Source organism: Mycobacterium sp. (assembly GCF_025965855.1).
Taxonomy (GTDB): Bacteria; Actinomycetota; Actinomycetes; order Mycobacteriales; family Mycobacteriaceae; genus Mycobacterium.
In genome coordinates, this window is sequence record NZ_JAOPWB010000303.1 from 1 (window position 1) to 17,002 (window position 17,002).

Here is a 17,002-nt window from a genome sequence, read left to right on the forward strand (position 1 = left end):
CCTTGGTGGCGTCGTCTTGGTGCTCCTCACATCGGCGCTGGTGTTGGCCGCCCTCAGCGTGCGCGGCGGAATCGTGATCGGGATGGTCGCCCTGGCGATCATCTTCATTCCGCTCGAGCGGCTGTTCGCGCTGCGGCCGCGCCGGGTTCTGCGGGCGGGATGGCGCACCGACGTGGTCCACTACCTGATCAACGTGGCCGCGCTCAAGGTCGGAATCGTCATCGCGGTCGCGGTGCTCGGCACCGTGTTGCGGGCCTTCGTCCCCCCATCCGCCCGGGCCGCGATCGCCGCGAGCCCGGGCTGGGCGCAGATCGTCGCCGCACTGGCGATCGCGACGGTCGGCGGCTACGCGGGACACCGTGCCGCGCACGAGGTTCCGCTGTTGTGGCGATTCCACCGCGTGCACCACAGCGTGCAGGAGATGGACTGGCTCGCCGCCAGCCACCTGCATCCACTCGACCAGATCTTCATCCGCTCCGCCGCGGTGCTACCGCTGTACGCGCTCGGCTTCGGTCGAATCAGCTTGGGCGCCTTCGTCGTCCTGACCACGCTGCAGGCGATTTTCATCCACGCCAATGTGCGGCTCACGTTCGGGCCGCTGAGATGGCTGATCGCGACCCCGCAGTTCCACCACTGGCATCACGCCCGCGAACCCCGGGCCTACAACTCCAACTACGCGGGGGAGTTCCCGGCCGTCGACGCGCTGTTCGGCACCCTGTACCTACCCGCGGGGCGATGGCCGGCGCAGTACGGCATCGAGGAGCGCGAACCCGTGGGGTATTTGCGGCAACTCGCCTGGCCGCTGCGCGGGTGACCGCACGAAAGTGCTGCAACTACCGACGCATTTCCCGAGTGCGGCCGTCGGTAGTTGCACTCTCGCGGCAGGTTAGGGCGAGCTAGATCTCGCCGGAGTCGATCGCGTCCTTGACCTCTTGCGCTTGCGCGACCTGCTGGGGCGTGTAGCCGATGAACAACGCCGCCGCTCCAACGATGACGGCCGCGCCGGCCACCCATAGCAGCCCGTAGGTGTAGCCATGGTCGAGGGCCCGCAACTGGGCGTCGTTCATGAACTTCACCGGGCCGGTGGTGCCGCCCAGGTACAGCGTGCGCGAGGTGATCACGGCCTGGATGACGGCCAGCACCAGGGGCCCGCCCAGGCTTTGCAGCATCAGCGTGAGCGCCGACACCGGGCCGATCCGGTCGAAGCCCACCCCCGCGATCGCCGACAGCATCAGCGGGACAGTCACCATCCCAATGCCGATCGAACCAACGACGATGGGCACTATCAAGTTCGGGAAGTAGGGCACGCCCCGGTGCATGAAAAAGGAGCCGTACAACATCGCGAGGACCAGCAGCCATCCACCGCCGATCGTCAGCACGCGCGGCGAAAACCGCGACACCAGCTGCGAGGAGATGCCCAGGCCGATCCCCAACGCGATGACAAACGGGATGAAACCGACCCCCGCGCGCAGCGCGCTGTAGCCCAGGATTTCCTGCACGTACAGGCCGATCAACACGGTCAGGCTAAACATGACACCGCCGGCCAGGAAAATCGCGGTGAATGTGACCAGCCGGTTGCGGTCGCGGAACAGGTCGAACGGCACGACGGGATTGTCGGCGGTGCGTTCCACCACGACGAACGCGATTGCGGCCACCAACGCCACGACGCCCGAGCCGATGGTGGTGACCGAGATCCAGCCCTTTTCCGGTCCCATCGAGAAGGCGAAGACGGCGGCGGTGCAGGCCAGCGTGGCCAGCATGGCCCCGGCGGCGTCCAGCTTCATGCGCTCCCTGTTGGTTTCGCGCAGCGCGGTGCGGGCCAGGTAGATCATCAGCAGTCCGAGCGGCACGTTCACCAGGAACGCCAGCCGCCACGACACCTCGGTCAGCGCGCCGCCGACCACCAGGCCCATCACCGAGCCGATCGCGGTCATCGCGGCGAACACCGCCGTCGCGGCGTTGCGCGCGGGCCCCCTCGGGAACGTGGTCGCCACCAACGCCAGCCCGGTCGGCGATGCGATGGCCGACCCGATCCCCTGCAACAGCCGGGCGATGACCATGGTCGCCTCGTCCCAGGCGACCGCGCACAGCACGGAGGAGATGGTGAACAGCGCGACGCCGACGATGAAGGTGCGCTTGCGCCCGATGGTGTCGCCGAGGCGCCCGCCGAGCAGCATCAGCCCGCCGAACGTGAGCACGTATGCGGTGATGACCCAGCTGCGGCTGGCGTCGGAAAGGCTCAGCTCATTCTGGATCTTGGGAAGCGCGACGATGGCCACGGTGCTGTCCATGGTCGCCAGCAGCTGCATACCACCGATCGCTACCACGGCCGCAATGAAGCGCCGCGAAGGCAGCCACGTGGGGTAATACCTGCTGATACGTGAGGAGGCGGGCTCCGCCGGCGGCGTAGCGCGCACCGGGGCCGGACGATCTGGGCGTGCGGACGTCCAATTTTGGGCCGCGCGCTCTGCGTCGTTGAGAGCCGTCATAATGGGTTACCTTACAGTAATCTTAAGAATCGTTTAAACGCCGAACGCCGCCACCGACCCGATGACGATGATCGCGGGAGGTCGGATCCCCTCGGCTCGGATCTTCTCCGGCGTGTCGGCCAGGGTGGCCCGCAACGTGTGCTGAGCTGCGGTGGTCCCATGCTGAACCACCAGCACCGGCGTCTCCGCAGGTCGGCCGCCTTGGAGCAGGACATCGACGAAAAGCTCGATGCGTTCGACGGCCATCAGCAAAACGATGGTGCCCCGCATGGCAGCCAAAGCGTCCCAATTCACTAACGATTCGGGGTGGCCCGGCGCGACGTGGCCGCTGACCACCACGAACTCGTGATTTATCGCCCGATGCGTGACCGGAACGCCCGCCAGGGCGGGCACGCCTATGGCACTCGTCACACCGGGCACCACGGTCACCGGAATTCCGGCCTCGGCGCACGCCAGCACCTCCTCATATCCGCGCGCGAACACGAAGGGGTCCCCGCCTTTGAGGCGGACGACGAAGCTCCCGGACCGGGCCCGCTCGATCATGACGTGGTTGATCGCGTCCTGGGCCATGGCGCGCCCGTACGGGATCTTGGCCGCGTCGATGACTTCCACGTGCGGGGGCAGCTCCGCGAGCAGCTCAGGCGGCGCGAGCCGGTCGGCGACCACGACGTCGGCCTGGGCGAGCAGACGCCGGCCGCGCACGGTGATGAGCTCGGGGTCGCCGGGGCCGCCGCCGACCAGCGCCACCCCGCCGCGCACCACGTCGGAGCTCACCGAGCTTTCCAGGGTGATTACCCCTCGCTGCAGAGCCTCCCGAATGGCCGACCGGATGGCCGCCGAGCGGCGGTGGTCGCCTCCGGCCAGCACCCCCACCGACAACCCGGCGTAGCTGAAGGTCGCCGGGGTCACCGCGGTTCCCTCGACGGCGATATCGGCGCGGACGCAAAAGATCTGGCGGCGTTCGGCCTCGGCGACGACGGCGGCGTTCACCCGCGAGTCGTCGGTGGCCGCGATCGCGTACCAGGCCCCTTCGAGGTCGCCGTCGCGGTATTCGCGCACCGACGGGATGATTCCGCTCATCGCCTCGACGGCCGGGGTGGCGGTGCGCGTAATGACGTGCACCTCCGCGCCGCTGGCGATGAGCAGGGGCAACCGGCGCTGGGCGACGGTCCCTCCGCCGACCACGACGACCTTCTTGCCGGCCAGCCGCAGCCCGACCAGATAGGCGTTCTCGGTCACCCGGCAAGCCTAAAGGTGCTGCCGGGGACGCGACGGCGACGTCCGCGCCGCGGGCGGAACGTCACGGCGAATTTCTGCGCGAATTTTCACCGTGGCGTTACGCCCGCGGCGTGCGCGACGAACCGCGCCACGGCGGCCGGCGTCGCGGCCGGGTGGGTGTGCAGGTACGACGCGTGGACGCCGGCGTGCACGACACCGTCCCGGACCGCGGCCTTTTCTTTGTCGACCCCGTCGACCTGATACACCCACGCGGGCTGATAGCTCTCGTCGAAAGTCACTGAGGTCCGGTGGAATTCGTGGCCGACCACCCGTTCGCCGACGGAATACAGCGGCGAATCGGCCACGGCGACGGCTTCGCGATAGGCCAACGTGAGGTGCGGCGTGAACCGCGCCGATCCGGCCAGCACTCCGCACATCGGGTGCCCGTCGAGCTCGGCGGCCAGGTAGATCAGCCCGGCGCATTCGGCGTGCACGGGCGCGCCGGCGGCGGCCAGCTCGTTGATCTGCCGGCGGACAACGTCGTTGGCGGAGAGCTCCGCGGCGAACTGTTCGGGAAAGCCGCCGGGCAATAGCACCGCGTCCGCGCCGTCGGGCAACGCGTCGGCGAGCGGGTCGAACTCGGCCACGTCGGCGCCGGCGGCGCGCAGCAGCTCCGCGTGCTCGGCATAGCCGAAGCTGAACGCCTTTCCGGCCGCCATGGCGACCGTGGCCGGCGCGCCTGGCTTCTCCCCCATCGCCGCCGCGGGATCCCACGGCTGATCGGCGGACCCGCATCGGGCGGCCGCCACCACAGCGAACAGGTCGACGTGGCGAGCGACCAGGGTGGTCATCGCCTCCACCGCGTCGTGCGCGCGCCGCCCGTACTCCACGGCCGTGACGAGCCCGAGATACCTTGTCGGCAGCTCCAATTCGGCGGTTCTCGGGATGGCGCCCAACACCGGGACGCCGGCCTGTTCGCATGCCTGCCGCAGCACCTGCTCGTGCCGGGCCGATCCGATCCGGTTGAGGATGACGCCGCGGACGCGGGTCGCGGCATCGAAGGTCGAAAAGCCGTGCAGCAGCGCGGCGACGCTCTGGCTCTGCCCGCGCGCGTCGACCACCAGGATCACCGGGGCGCCCAGCAGGCCGGCGACGTGCGCAGTGGAGCCCTCCGCGGGGGCGATCGTTGCGATGCGCCCGTCGAAGAGCCCCATCACGCCCTCGACCACCGCGAGGTCCGCGCCGCCGGCGCCGTGCGCGTAGAGCGGGCCGATGAGCCGTTCCCCCACCAACACCGGATCGAGGTTGCGGCCGGGGCGCCCGGCGGCCAGGCCGTGATAGCCGGGGTCGATGAAGTCCGGGCCGACCTTGAACGGCGCAACGGTATGGCCCGCCCGTCGCAGGGCACCGATCAAACCTGTTGTGACGGTGGTCTTTCCGCTTCCCGACGCGGGTGCGGCGATGACCACCGCGGGGACGGGGGTCATGGTGCCACCCGGTGCCGCGAGGGTGCGCATAATGACAGCCCACACGGCGTGTCGACGTACAGACACGCACGCTCGCGATGGCTGGTCGCGGGGGCGCTCACCACTCGATGCCCTTCTGCCCCTTGCGCCCCGCGTCCATCGGGTGCTTGACCTTGGTCATCTCGGTGACCAGGTCGGCCGCCTCGACCAACCGCTGCGGGGCATCGCGTCCGGTGATCACCACGTGCTGGTGGCCGGGCCTGGCCAGCAGCACGTCGACCACGTCGCCGGCGTCGACCCACCCCCACTTCAGCGGATAGGTGAATTCGTCCAGCACGTAGAAGTCGTGGCGGTGCGCGGCCAGCCGGCGCGCGATCTCGGCCCAACCGTCGGCCGCCGCCGCGGCGTGATCGACTTCGCTGCCCGCCCTGCGCGTCCAGGACCAGCCCGCACCCATCTTGTGCCATTCGACGGGTCCGCCGACACCGTGCCTGTCGTGCAGCTCGCCGAGTCGGGCGAAGGCCGCTTCCTCGCCCACCTTCCACTTCGCGCTCTTGACGAATTGGAACACGGCCACACTGAGGCCGGCGTTCCACGCGCGCAACGCCATTCCGAATGCCGCCGTCGACTTCCCCTTGCCCGCACCCGTGTGCACCGCCAACATGGGCGTGTTGCGCCGCGCCCTGGTGGTCAGGCCGTCGTCGGGCACGTCGAGCGGTTTTCCCTGTGGCATGGACGCCTATCCTCGCTTGCTCAGGCCACGCTGCGCACGGCCTGCGTCAGATGGTCGGCCCGCAACTGCTCCAGCCGCACCGACGGCGCACCGAGCTGATGCGCGAGTTGGCCGGCCAACCCCAGCCGCACGTACGATGTCTCGCAGTCCACGACCACGGCGGCGGCGCCTTCGGCGAGCAGCCGGGCCGCCGCGATTCGGCTGCGCCCCAACGGGTCCGGCCCGGAGGTGGCCCGGCCGTCGGTGAGCACGACCACCAGCGGGCGCCGCGCCCGGTCGCGCGCCTTTTCCCGGATGATCAGCTCGCGCGCGGCCAGCAGGCCTTCGGCGAGCGGGGTCTTGCCGCCGGTGTCGAAGCGGGCCAGTCGCCGCCCGGCGATGTGCGCCGACGATGTCGGCGGGAGCAACAGCCGCGCCTCCTGTCGGCGGAAGGTGATCACCGCGACCTTGTCCCGGCGCTGGTAGGCGTCGCGCAGCAGTGACAGGGTGGCGCCGCTCACGGCGGCCATGCGGTCCCGGGCGGCCATCGACCCCGACGCGTCGACGACGAAGATCACCAGATTGCCTTCGCGCCCTTCGCGGATGGCCCGGCGCACGTCCTCCGGGTTCGGCCGCAGCGGCCCCGCCCCGGCGCGCTCGGCGGCCGACAGCAGGGTGGCGAACAGGTGCAGTCCGTGCGCGCCGGAGCCGGCGTCGGCGGCCGCCACCACGCTGCCGGAGGTGTTGCGCGCCCGTGACCGCCGTCCCGGTGCGCCCTCGCCGACCCCCGGAACCGTCAAGGCTCGGGTGCGGAACGTTGGCGACGGCGGCGGGCTCGGTTTCGTCGACGGGGCGCGCAGCGGCTTCGAATTGGGTTGCGGTGTGGGCGGATCGGCGGCGTGGCCACCGCCGGGCGGCTCGGGATCGGGCTCGGGTTGCGGATCTTGTGAGCCGGCTTGTGCCAGGGCCTCGTCCAGCTGGTCGCGATCGATGCCGGGGTCGTCGAACGGGTCGCGGCGGCGCCGGTGCGGCAACGCCAGCTCGGCCGCCAGCCGGATGTCCTGCTCCTCGACGGTGGTTGCGCCGCGCCACGCGGCGTGCGCGACGGCGGTGCGGGCCACCACCAGGTCGGCCCGCATGCCGTCGACGTCGAACGCCGCGCACAGCGCCGCGATGCGCCGCAATTCGTTGTCCGGCAATGCCACATCGTCGACGAGGGCCCGCGCCGCGGCGATCCGTCGGGCCAGTTGCGCGTCCGCGTCGGCATAGCGTGCCGCGAACCCGTCCGGGTCGGCCTCGTAGGCCATACGCTGCCGGATCACCTGCATCCGAACGTCGACGTCGCGCGACGCGTGCACGTCTACGGTGAGACCGAACCGGTCCAGCAGCTGCGGACGCAGCTCGCCCTCCTCCGGATTCATGGTGCCGATCAACACGAAGCGCGCCTCGTGCGAGTGGGAGATACCGTCGCGCTCTATGTGGACCCGCCCCATCGCCGCGGCGTCGAGCAACACGTCGACCAGGTGGTCGTGCAACAGGTTGACCTCGTCGACGTAGAGCACGCCACCGTGGGCACGGGCCAGCAGTCCCGGGGAAAACGCGTGCTCACCGTCGCGCAGCACCCGCTGCAGGTCCAGCGATCCGATCACCCGGTCTTCGGTTGCGCCGAGCGGCATTTCGACAAGGCCCGCCTCCGCACTTCCGGTCGCGGCGGACAGCAGCGCCGCCAGCCCGCGCACGGCCGTCGACTTGGCGGTGCCCTTCTCGCCGCGGATGAGCGCACCGCCGATCTCCGGGCGCACGGCACACAGCAGCAGGGCGACCCGCAGTTGATCGTGCCCGACGATCGCGCTGAACGGATACGGCTTCACGGCTGCTTCGCCAGACCGGAACCGGGCCGCAGCATCGGCACGTGCGGAATGCCGTCGTCGACGAAATCGTCGCCGTCACGGACGAATCCGTGCTGGGCGTACATGTCGGCCAGGTACGTCTGCGCGTCGATCCGGCACGGGTAGTCGCCGACCTCCGCCAGCGCGGCGCGCAGCAGCCGGGTGGTGTGGCCCTGCCCGCGGGCGCTGCGCTTGGTGCACAGCCGGCCGATCCGGAACGCCTTCTCGCCTCCCGCGTGCTCCTCCATCAACCGCAGCGTGCAGATCACGCCCCCGTCGGGCGTTTCCAGCCAGAAGTGCCGCGTTTCGGCGAGCAGGTCGCGGCCGTCCAGCTCCGGATACGGGCAGGCCTGCTCGACGACGAACACCTCCACCCGCAGCTTGAGCAGCTCGTAAAGGGTCGGGGCGTCAAGGTCTTTGGACCAGGAGCGGCGGAGCGCCTCACTCATGCGCGCCGCTCCTTCTCATCGCTTCGCCCTGCATCGTCGCCAGCGCCACTCATGAGGCCTCCAGCCGCAGCGCCCTGCTGCCCCACGACCACACGTCGTCGAACAGCGCGGGCTCGCGCGACAGCTCTATCCCCAGCGACGGCACCATCTCCTTGAGCTTCGGCAGCCACGAGCTATACCGATCGGCGAAGCAGCGCTGCAGCACGTCGAGCATCGCCGGCACCGCGGTGGACGCCCCCGGGGAACCCCCCAGCAGGCCGGCGATGCTGCCGTCACCGGCGCTGAGCACGGTGGTGTTGAAGTCGAGCGCCCCGCCCCTGCGCTTGTCCCGGCGAATCACCTGAACCCGCTGGCCGGCCACCGTCAGCTCCCAGTCCGAATCCACTGCGCTGGGGGCGAATTCGCGCAGCGCGCGCACGCGGTCGGGCTCGGAGAGCCGCAGCTGGCCGATCAGGTAGTTGACCAGCGCCATCTGGGTGACCCCCGCACCGAGCATCGACAACACGTTGTCCGGCTTGATCGAGCGGGGAAGGTCGGTGAAGTGGCCGTGTTTCAAGAACTTCGGCGACCAACCGGCGTACGGCCCGAACACCAGCCACGACTTGCCGTTGACGAACCGAAGGTCGAGATGCAGCGCGCCGAGCGGCGGGGCCCCCGGCGCCGGAACGCCATACACCTTGGCGCGGTGCGAGGCGGTGAGCGCCGGGTTGTCGGCGCGCAGGAACCGGCCGCCGATCGGGAAGCCGGCGTAGCCCCTGACCTCTTCGATGCCCGCCTTCTGCAACAGCGGCAGCGCGTCCCCGCCGGCGCCGACGAAGACGAATCTGGCGTTCAGCCGGTGCTTTTCGCCGGTGCGGCGGTTGCGGATCAGCAGCGTCCAACTCCCGTCGGATTGGCGGTTCAGGTTGCGGACCTCGTGGCCGAATAGCGCCGCGGCGCCGCCCTGCACGCAAAATCCGACGAGTTGCCGGGACAGCGAACCGAAGTCGACGTCGGTGCCGTCGGAGGCCCAGTTGAGCGCGGTCGGCTCGGAGAAGTCACGCCCGGCGGCCATGAACGGCAGCCGGCGGGCGAATTCGTCCGGGTCGTCGATCAATTCGGTGCGCGCGAAGAGTGGGTTGCCGGCCAGCGCGCGCTGCCGCCGCCGCAGATAGTCGACGCGCTGCGCCCCGCGCACGAAGCTGACGTGCGGGACCGCGTTGAGGAAGCCGCGATCGGTCAGGATGCCGTTCTCGGCGGCGTACGCCCAGAACTGGCGGGTCACCTGGAACTGCTCGTTGATGCGCACCGCTTTGGTGATATCGATCGAGCCGTCGGGGTTCTGCGGGGTGTAGTTCAGCTCGCACAGCGCGGAGTGCCCGGTGCCGGCGTTGTTCCAGGGGCTGCTGCTTTCGGCGGCGACGGCGTCCAGCCGCTCGATCAGGGTGATGTTCCAATCCGGCTCCAGCCGCCGCAGCAACGCTCCCAGCGTGGCGCTCATGATGCCGGCGCCCACCAGCACGACGTCGGCCCGTGCGGTCCTGGCTAGCCGTGACACCGGATCGTTGGTCCTTCCCTAGGGTGCGCCGGTCCCAAGGGTATCCCGCGATACGGCAAGTGTTCGGTGCGGTCGCAGCCCGGGTCGAGCCAGCGCACGATCCGCTCGTTGCGATTGATCCAGCGGCTCGATGCCGCACGAGAGAGCGGTCTTGTCGGTCCAGGGCTGGGAGATGTCGTTTGTGATCGCGGCGCCGGATGCGCTGGTGGCGGCTGGTTCCGATATCGCCGGCATCGGTTCGGCGATCAAGGGCTGGCAACGCGGCCGTAGCGGAGTGTCAGGGGCGCAGCCACATTTGTGATCCACCACGGCAACAGCCCTGACCAAAGCTCTAAGCTGGCCTCGTGACTGGCTGGGTACCCGATGTGCTGCCCGACTATTGGCAGCGCACGATCCCGCTCGGGCCCGATCCCGCCGGCGAGGGCGACATCGTGGCAACGCTGATCCGGCGCGGCGAGCCCAACGGAGCCGACCGCCGCGCGGTCCTGGCCGTGCACGGCTACACCGACTACTTCTTCAACACGGCGCTGGCCGACCACTTCGCCGATCGTGGCTTTGCCTTTTATGCGCTGGACCTACAGAAATGCGGCCGGTCGCACCGGGACGGCCAGACCCCGCACTTCATCACCAACCTCGCCCACTACGACGCCGAACTCGAACTCGCCTTGGCGGCCATCCGCGAACAGGCCCCCGCCGGGCGGCCCGGCCGGGTCCTTGTTTACGGCCACTCCTCCGGCGGGCTGATCGTGTCGCTATGGCTGGACCGGTTGCGCCGGCGAGATCCGGCGGCGCACGCCGGCGTCCGCGGGCTGGTGCTCAACAGCCCGTTCCTGGATCTGCGTGGGCCTGCGGTCCTGCGCCTCTTTGTGACCTCGGCGCTGATCGCCGGCCTGTCGCGGGTGCGGTCCAAGGGGGTGGTCAGGGCCCCCGCCGAAGGTGGCTACGGCACCAGCCTGCACCGCGACTACCACGGCGAGTTCGACTACAACCTGCAGTGGAAACCGGTGGGCGGCTTCCCCGTCACATTCGGGTGGCTGCACGCCGTCCGCCGCGGCCAGATCAGGCTGCATCGCGGGCTCGACGTCGGCGTGCCGAATCTGATCCTGCGTTCGGATCGCACCTTGCGAGAAACCACCGATCCGGCGTCCATGCACTGCGGCGACGCGGTTCTCGACGTCACCCAGATCGCCAGGTGGGCCGGCTGTATCGGGAATCGGACCACCATAATTCCGGTGCCCGGCGCCAAGCACGACGTGTTCCTGTCGGTCACACGTCCGCGCGAGATGGCCTACCGCCAGCTGGACGTCTGGCTGGACGACTACCTCGGCACCGAAAACACCGGCGCCTCGGCGTCCTCGGGGAAGGGGGGAGGGCCTGAAGAGCCCTAAGCATGGAAACCTATGACATCGCGATCATCGGAACCGGTTCGGGCAACAGCATTCTCGACGACCGCTACGCCGACAAGCGGGCAGCCGTCTGCGAGCAGGGGACCTTCGGCGGCACCTGCTTGAACGTCGGGTGCATCCCGACGAAGATGTTCGTCTACGCCGCCGAGGTCGCCGCGACCGTCCGCGGTGCGGCCCGTTACGGCGTCGACGCGCATATCGACCGGGTGCGCTGGGACGACATCGTCTCGCGCATCTTCGGCCGGATCGATCCCATCGCGATGAGCGGCGAAGACCACCGGCGCTCGGCACCCAACGTCGACGTGTACAGCCAGCACACCCGGTTCGGGCCCGTTCAGCCCGACGGGCGCTATCTGCTGCGCACCGGTGCGGGTGAGGAATTCGCCGCCGACCAGGTGGTGATCGCCGCGGGCTCCCGGCCGGTCATCCCGGCGGCCATCCTGGCGTCCGGCGTCGACTATCACACCAGCGACACCATCATGCGGATCGCCGAGCTGCCCGAGCACATCGCGATCGTTGGAAGCGGCTTTGTGGCAGCGGAATTCGCGCACGTCTTCTCGGCGCTCGGCGTGCGGGTCACGCTCGTGATCCGCGGCGGCTGCATGCTGCGTCACTGCGACGACACCATCTGCGAACGTTTCACGCGCATCGCGGCGAGCAAGTGGGAGCTGCGCACCCACCGCAACGTCGCGCACGCCGCAAACCGCGGCTCCGGCGTCGCCCTCGAGCTCGACGACGGGTCCACCGTGAACGCCGACCTGCTGCTGGTGGCGACCGGCCGGCTGTCCAACGCCGACCTGCTGGACGCCGAGCAGGCCGGGATCGACGCCCAGAACGGCCGAGTGGTGGTCGACGAATACCAACGCACCTCGGCACGCGGCGTTTTCGCGCTCGGTGACGTCTCGTCGCCCTACCAGCTCAAGCACGTCGCCAACCACGAGGCCCTCGTGGTAAGGCACAACCTGCAGTGCGACTGGGACGACACCGAGTCCATGGCCGTCACCGACCACCGCTTCGTCCCGTCGGCGGTGTTCACCGATCCCCAGCTGGCGGCCGTCGGGCTGACCGAAAACCAAGCCATCGCACGCGGATTCGACATCACCGTCGCGGTGCAGGAGTACGGCGACGTCGCGTACGGCTGGGCGATGGAAGACACCACGGGAGTCGTCAAACTCATCGCCGAGCGAAACAGCGGATGCCTGCTGGGTGCCCACGTCATGGGCTATCAGGCGTCGTCAATCATCCAGCCGCTGATCCAGGCGATGAGCTTCGGACTGACCGCCACGGAGATGGCGCGCGGCCAGTACTGGATTCACCCGGCGCTGTCCGAGGTGATCGAAAACGCCCTATTGGGCCTGCGCTGACGTCAGCCGAGCTGGCATTGCGGGCACAGGCCGTGCAGCGTCAGGCCGGCCGCCTCCGACAGCGCGAAGGAACTGCCCGCCATCGCGTGCTCGAGCGCCGAGCTCAGCTGGACTGCGGGCACCTCGATGATCGCGCCGCACCGCGTGCACACCGCGTGGTGATGGGGGGCGGTGGCCAGGCCGTAGGTGGTCACGCCGCCGTCGAGCGTCAACGCGTGCAGCACCCCCTGATCGACCAGGGTGGTCACGGTGCGGTAGATGGTCGCCACGTCGGGCGGCTGGGTGCCCGGCGGTAGGCACCCGCGCACCCGCTGGTGAATCTCCGCCACCGGCAGGTGCCCGTTGACCGGCTCGAGCACCGCCAACACCTGGATCCGCGACGCCATCCGCCGCAGCCCGTGGGCCCGGAGGAGGTCACCGATCCGCTCGGTGACGGCGGGGTCCAGCACCGGGGCCTTGGGCGTCATCTTCTCAGTGTCGCGGCCGACAACCGGGATCGCCAGTTTTCGCCCCAACCCGGCGTGCGATTCTTGCAATCGACTTGCAATTGGCGCGCGGCGCCCCCTAATGTCGTGCCGGTGGCCGGTACCGAGTTCGACTGGCGGCCGTCGCGGATGACCAACCTTCGAAGCGCCTTGGCGCCGGCGGAGTGGTGGCGGCTGGGATCGATGCTGGCGGCGATCGCCGCGCTGCATCTTCTCGGCTGGATCACCCTGGTGGTGATCGTGGATCCGGCACGAGTCAGCCTGAGCGGCAAGGCATTTGGCGTAGGCGTCGGGTTGACGGCCTACACCCTGGGCATGCGGCACGCCTTCGACGCCGACCACATCGCGGCCATCGACAACACCACCCGCAAGCTGATGAGCGACGGGCAGCGCCCCCTTGCCGTCGGCTTCTTCTTCTCGCTGGGCCACTCCACGGTGGTCTTCGCGCTGGCCCTGCTGCTGGCGACCGGCGTCAAGGCCGTCACCGGTCCGGTCGAGGACGACTCGTCGACGCTGCATCACTACACCGGCCTGATCGGCACCAGCGTCTCGGGCGTGTTCCTCTATCTGATCGCGATCCTCAACCTCATCGCCCTGGTCGGGATCCTGCGCGTGTTCGCGCGATCGCGCCACGGTGAGTACGACGAAGCGGAACTCGAACAGCGATTGCAGAACCGCGGGGTGATCAACCGATTCCTGGGCCGCTTCACCAGGTCGATCACCAAGTCCTGGCACCTGTTCCCGGTCGGGCTGTTGTTCGGGCTGGGTTTCGACACCGCCACCGAGATCGCGCTGCTGGTGCTGGCGGGCACCAGCGCGGCAGCCGGCCTGCCGTGGTACGCCATCCTGTGCCTGCCGGTGCTGTTCACCGCCGGCATGTGCCTGCTGGACACCATCGACGGATCGTTCATGAACTTCGCCTACGGCTGGGCGTTCTCCAGCCCGGTGCGCAAGATTTACTACAACGTCACCATCACCGGGCTGTCGGTGGCGATCGCGCTGCTGATCGGCACCATCGAACTGCTCGGCCTGTTCGCGGGCCAGCTGGGGTGGCGGGGCCCCTTCTGGCAATGGCTGGGCGGCCTCGATCTCAACGCCGTCGGCTTCGTCGTCGTCGGCATGTTCGTCCTCACCTGGGCGGTCGCCCTGCTCGTCTGGCGCTACGGGCGCATCGAAGAAAAGTGGAGTTCGGCCGAAAGCGCGGGCTGACGCGTACCGGCGCGGCGCGGTCCACCCCATTCAGGGTGTAGAAAAGTGCCATGCACGAGCTGTCGCTGTGCGAGGCCATCGCCGGCCTGGTGAAGACCCACGCCGGCGGCCGGCACGTCGACGTGGTGCGCGTGCGGATCGGGGCCCTTCGGCAGGTGGTGCCGGAATCGCTGTCGTTCTGCTGGACACTGGTCCGGGACTCCGAGGACATGCCGGACGCCGAGCTGGAACTCGAGTGCGTCGGCGCCGAGGTGAAGTGCCGTTCGTGCGGTAGCCAGTCCGAGATCACGTCGGCCTGGTCGGTCTGGTGCCCGCAGTGCGACAGCCCCGACGTCGAGGTGCTGCACGGCAACGAATTCCTGGTGACGTCGTTGGACGTCTCATGAAACGCGCTTCCTCGGAACGGATTTGACCATGGGCAGATTTCATCGGCACGACGACGGAACGGCGCACTCCCACGAACACGACCACCCCGACCATGAACACGGGGATCACAGTCGCTACCAAACCGGCAGCCAACGCATCGACGTGCTGGAGGCGATCTTCGCGGAGAACGACGTTCTCGCCGGGGCCAACCGGGCGGCGTTCGAGAGCAACGGGATCCGCACCTTGAACCTGATGAGCTCACCGGGCTCGGGGAAGACGACCGTCCTGCAGGCCACGCTCGACGAGCTCGCCGGTGAATTCGCCATCGGCGTGATCGAGGGTGACATCGCCACGGACCTGGACGCGGCCAAGCTCAGCGGACGCGGTGCCCAGGTGTCACTGCTCAATACCAGCAATGGGTTTGGCGGCGAATGCCACCTCGACGCGCCGATGGTCAATCGCGCCCTCCCCGGCCTCGACCTCCCCGGCCTGGACATGGTGATCATCGAGAACGTCGGCAACCTGGTCTGCCCGGCGGAGTTCGACGTCGGCGAGCACGCCAAGGCCATGGTTTATTCCGTGACCGAGGGCGAGGACAAGCCGCTGAAGTATCCGGTGATGTTCCGATCGGTGGATGTGGTGCTGCTCAACAAGATTGACTTGGTGCCCTACCTGGATGTCGACGTCGACTCGTACATCGCGCACGTTCGCGAAGTCAATGCCACGGCCGAGATCCTGCCGGTCAGCGCGCGCACCGGCGCCGGCATGGGCGCCTGGTTCGGGTGGCTACGACGATTCGCAACGAACTCCGACGACTGAAGCCGTCCGGACTGCAAGTGAATTGCATGACGATCTCTTGCCAATTACTTGCAAGACCATGGAATCTTTCGGTCATTCGTTAGGCTTGCTCACCGGTTGGCTAGCTCTCGTGGCGGATCGCCGAAATCCTCTGTTGCGCAACGGTAACAGGTGACATTCGACGCCTGTAGAACATCCGTTTGTTCGCCGGCAAACTCTCTGGAACGTTGACAACCGTCTGAGGCGGGAGTAGACCCAAATTCAGCGCTGTGCAAGTGGGCCGGCGGTCGACTCCGGCAGCGCAGGAGCATTCAGCCCTGCTCCGGAAAGCTGCAGCATGCCAACAGAAGCAGCAGTCAAAGCAGAAGAAACATTGATTCATGTTCTATGGATCAACGCGGGCCTCAGTTGCGACGGCGATTCGGTGGCGCTGACTGCCGCCACCCAGCCCAGCATCGAGGAAATAGCTCTCGGCGCGCTTCCGGGCTTACCGAAGGTTGCCGTGCACTGGCCCCTGATCGATTTCGAATGCGGACCCAACGGAGGGGCCGACGACTTCCTCGAGTGGTTCTTCAGAGCCGATCGCGGCGAGCTCGAGCCGTTCGTGCTCGTCGTCGAAGGATCCATTCCCAACGAGAAGATCAAGGACGAGGGCTACTGGTGCGGGTTCGGCAACGACCCTGCCACCGGCCAGCCCATGACGACCAGCGAGTGGCTCGACCGGCTCGCGCCCAAGGCCACCGCGATCGTCGCGGTCGGGACCTGCGCCACCTACGGCGGCATCCACGCCATGGCCGGCAACCCGACCGGGGCGATGGGCGTTCCCGACTACCTCGGCTGGGACTGGAAGAGCAAGGCCGGCATCCCGATCGTCTGCGTCCCGGGTTGCCCGATCCAGCCGGACAATCTGTCCGAGACGCTCACCTACCTGCTCTACATGGCGACCGGTCAGGCACCGATGATCCCGCTCGACGACGCGCTGCGCCCCAAGTGGTTATTCGGCAATACCGTGCACGAGGGGTGTGACCGCGCCGGCTACTACGAGCAGGGTGATTTCGCCACCGAGTACGGTTCGCCGAAATGCATTGTGAAGCTTGGCTGTTGGGGCCCGGTCGTGAAATGCAACGTGCCCAAGCGCGGATGGATCAACGGTGTCGGCGGTTGCCCGAACGTCGGCGGCATCTGCATCGGATGCACCATGCCCGGCTTCCCGGACAAGTTCATGCCGTTCATGGACGAACCGCCGGGCGGCAAGCTTTCGAGCACCGCATCGGGTCTGTACGGGAGCCTGATCCGGAGTCTGCGCGGCATCACCGAGCGCACCGTCGACAAGGAACCGCGCTGGCGCCACAACGGCGACCAACTCACCACCGGAGCCCGCAGAACCTGGTGAGTACCTGGTAGGTCACGGCACTTCATTTATTCACCTCACACGGAGGGACTTCGATGACAACTATCGTCCCCGAGCCAACCACCGCCAAGCGGGAACCGGGCCAGCTCGTCGACATGGCCTGGGACCCGATCACCAGGATCGTGGGCAGCCTCGGCATCTACACCAAGATCGATTTCGAGAACAAGGAAGTCGTCGAGTGCCACAGCACCTCGTCGATCTTC

General features: G+C 68.4%; 15 protein-coding genes and 1 pseudogene. 8 read left to right on the forward strand and 8 right to left on the reverse strand.

The window, feature by feature from the left end; all coding sequences use genetic code 11:
• Positions 1–814: sterol desaturase family protein (locus JWP83_RS26265; RefSeq protein ID WP_297737185.1), on the forward strand; the 814-nt coding region annotated here is incomplete at its 5' end.
• A gap of 82 nt (positions 815–896) precedes the next feature.
• On the opposite strand, the gene JWP83_RS26270 is transcribed toward JWP83_RS26265, so the two are convergent.
• The 7 genes and pseudogenes from JWP83_RS26270 to mqo all read right to left on the reverse strand — a co-directional run bounded on the left by JWP83_RS26270 (position 897) and on the right by mqo (position 9,703).
• Complete coding sequence (locus JWP83_RS26270) at positions 897–2,489, reverse strand: MFS transporter (protein ID WP_297737188.1); 1,593 nt, start codon at positions 2,487–2,489, stop codon at positions 897–899.
• A 22-nt stretch (positions 2,490–2,511) separates the two neighbouring features.
• A pseudogene (gene cobA / locus JWP83_RS26275) lies at positions 2,512–3,728 on the reverse strand (uroporphyrinogen-III C-methyltransferase).
• A gap of 86 nt (positions 3,729–3,814) precedes the next feature.
• A complete protein-coding gene (locus tag JWP83_RS26280) occupies positions 3,815–5,194 on the reverse strand; it encodes a cobyrinate a,c-diamide synthase (RefSeq protein WP_297737191.1) in 1,380 nt (459 codons plus the stop codon).
• 97 nt (positions 5,195–5,291) lie between these two features.
• Positions 5,292–5,906 (reverse strand): cob(I)yrinic acid a,c-diamide adenosyltransferase, encoded by a 615-nt coding sequence (cobO, locus tag JWP83_RS26285; RefSeq protein WP_297737194.1) that lies wholly within the window; start codon positions 5,904–5,906, stop codon positions 5,292–5,294.
• 20 nt (positions 5,907–5,926) lie between these two features.
• Positions 5,927–7,756: a magnesium chelatase subunit D family protein gene (locus JWP83_RS26290; RefSeq protein ID WP_297737197.1), complete on the reverse strand. Its 1,830-nt coding sequence runs from the start codon at positions 7,754–7,756 to the stop codon at positions 5,927–5,929.
• The gene (locus JWP83_RS26295) at positions 7,753–8,223 is read right to left on the reverse strand and encodes a GNAT family N-acetyltransferase (RefSeq protein ID WP_297737200.1); all 471 of its coding nucleotides are present in this window, start codon (positions 8,221–8,223) and stop codon (positions 7,753–7,755) included. Before JWP83_RS26295 ends, JWP83_RS26290 begins: the two co-directional genes overlap by 4 nt.
• A gap of 49 nt (positions 8,224–8,272) precedes the next feature.
• Positions 8,273–9,703 carry a malate dehydrogenase (quinone) gene (gene mqo, locus JWP83_RS26300; RefSeq protein WP_297737228.1) on the reverse strand — a complete coding sequence of 477 codons (1,431 nt, stop codon included), beginning with the start codon at positions 9,701–9,703 and terminating at the stop codon, positions 8,273–8,275.
• Between the two features lie 187 nt (positions 9,704–9,890).
• Here mqo and JWP83_RS26305 point away from each other — a divergent pair, with 187 nt between their 5' ends.
• Genes JWP83_RS26305 through mtr form a run of 3 tightly spaced genes read left to right on the forward strand, consistent with a single transcriptional unit; the run spans position 9,891 to position 12,530 of the window.
• The gene (locus JWP83_RS26305; protein WP_297737203.1) at positions 9,891–10,061 is read left to right on the forward strand and encodes a hypothetical protein; all 171 of its coding nucleotides are present in this window, start codon (positions 9,891–9,893) and stop codon (positions 10,059–10,061) included.
• Positions 10,062–10,104: 43 nt separating this feature from the next.
• Positions 10,105–11,148 carry an alpha/beta hydrolase gene (locus tag JWP83_RS26310; RefSeq protein ID WP_297737206.1) on the forward strand — a complete coding sequence of 348 codons (1,044 nt, stop codon included), beginning with the start codon at positions 10,105–10,107 and terminating at the stop codon, positions 11,146–11,148.
• A 2-nt stretch (positions 11,149–11,150) separates the two neighbouring features.
• Positions 11,151–12,530, forward strand: coding sequence for a mycothione reductase (mtr, locus tag JWP83_RS26315; RefSeq protein WP_297737209.1), 1,380 nt, complete (start codon positions 11,151–11,153; stop codon positions 12,528–12,530).
• Between the two features lie 2 nt (positions 12,531–12,532).
• Here the strand turns inward: mtr and JWP83_RS26320 are convergent, their stop codons facing one another.
• Positions 12,533–12,997, reverse strand: a complete 465-nt coding sequence (locus JWP83_RS26320) for a Fur family transcriptional regulator (protein WP_297737212.1) — start codon at positions 12,995–12,997, stop codon at positions 12,533–12,535.
• A gap of 111 nt (positions 12,998–13,108) precedes the next feature.
• On the opposite strand from JWP83_RS26320, the gene JWP83_RS26325 reads away from it, so the two are divergent.
• From JWP83_RS26325 to JWP83_RS26340, 4 genes are all read left to right on the forward strand, one after another.
• Positions 13,109–14,224 carry a HoxN/HupN/NixA family nickel/cobalt transporter gene (locus JWP83_RS26325; RefSeq protein WP_297737215.1) on the forward strand — a complete coding sequence of 372 codons (1,116 nt, stop codon included), beginning with the start codon at positions 13,109–13,111 and terminating at the stop codon, positions 14,222–14,224.
• Between the two features lie 50 nt (positions 14,225–14,274).
• A complete protein-coding gene (locus tag JWP83_RS26330) occupies positions 14,275–14,610 on the forward strand; it encodes a hydrogenase maturation nickel metallochaperone HypA (protein ID WP_297737218.1) in 336 nt (111 codons plus the stop codon).
• A gap of 28 nt (positions 14,611–14,638) precedes the next feature.
• Positions 14,639–15,409 (forward strand): hydrogenase nickel incorporation protein HypB, encoded by a 771-nt coding sequence (gene hypB, locus JWP83_RS26335; RefSeq protein ID WP_297737222.1) that lies wholly within the window; start codon positions 14,639–14,641, stop codon positions 15,407–15,409.
• Between the two features lie 316 nt (positions 15,410–15,725).
• Positions 15,726–16,781: a hydrogenase expression protein HypE gene (locus JWP83_RS26340; protein ID WP_297737225.1), complete on the forward strand. Its 1,056-nt coding sequence runs from the start codon at positions 15,726–15,728 to the stop codon at positions 16,779–16,781.
• Positions 16,782–17,002: the final 221 nt, after the last annotated feature.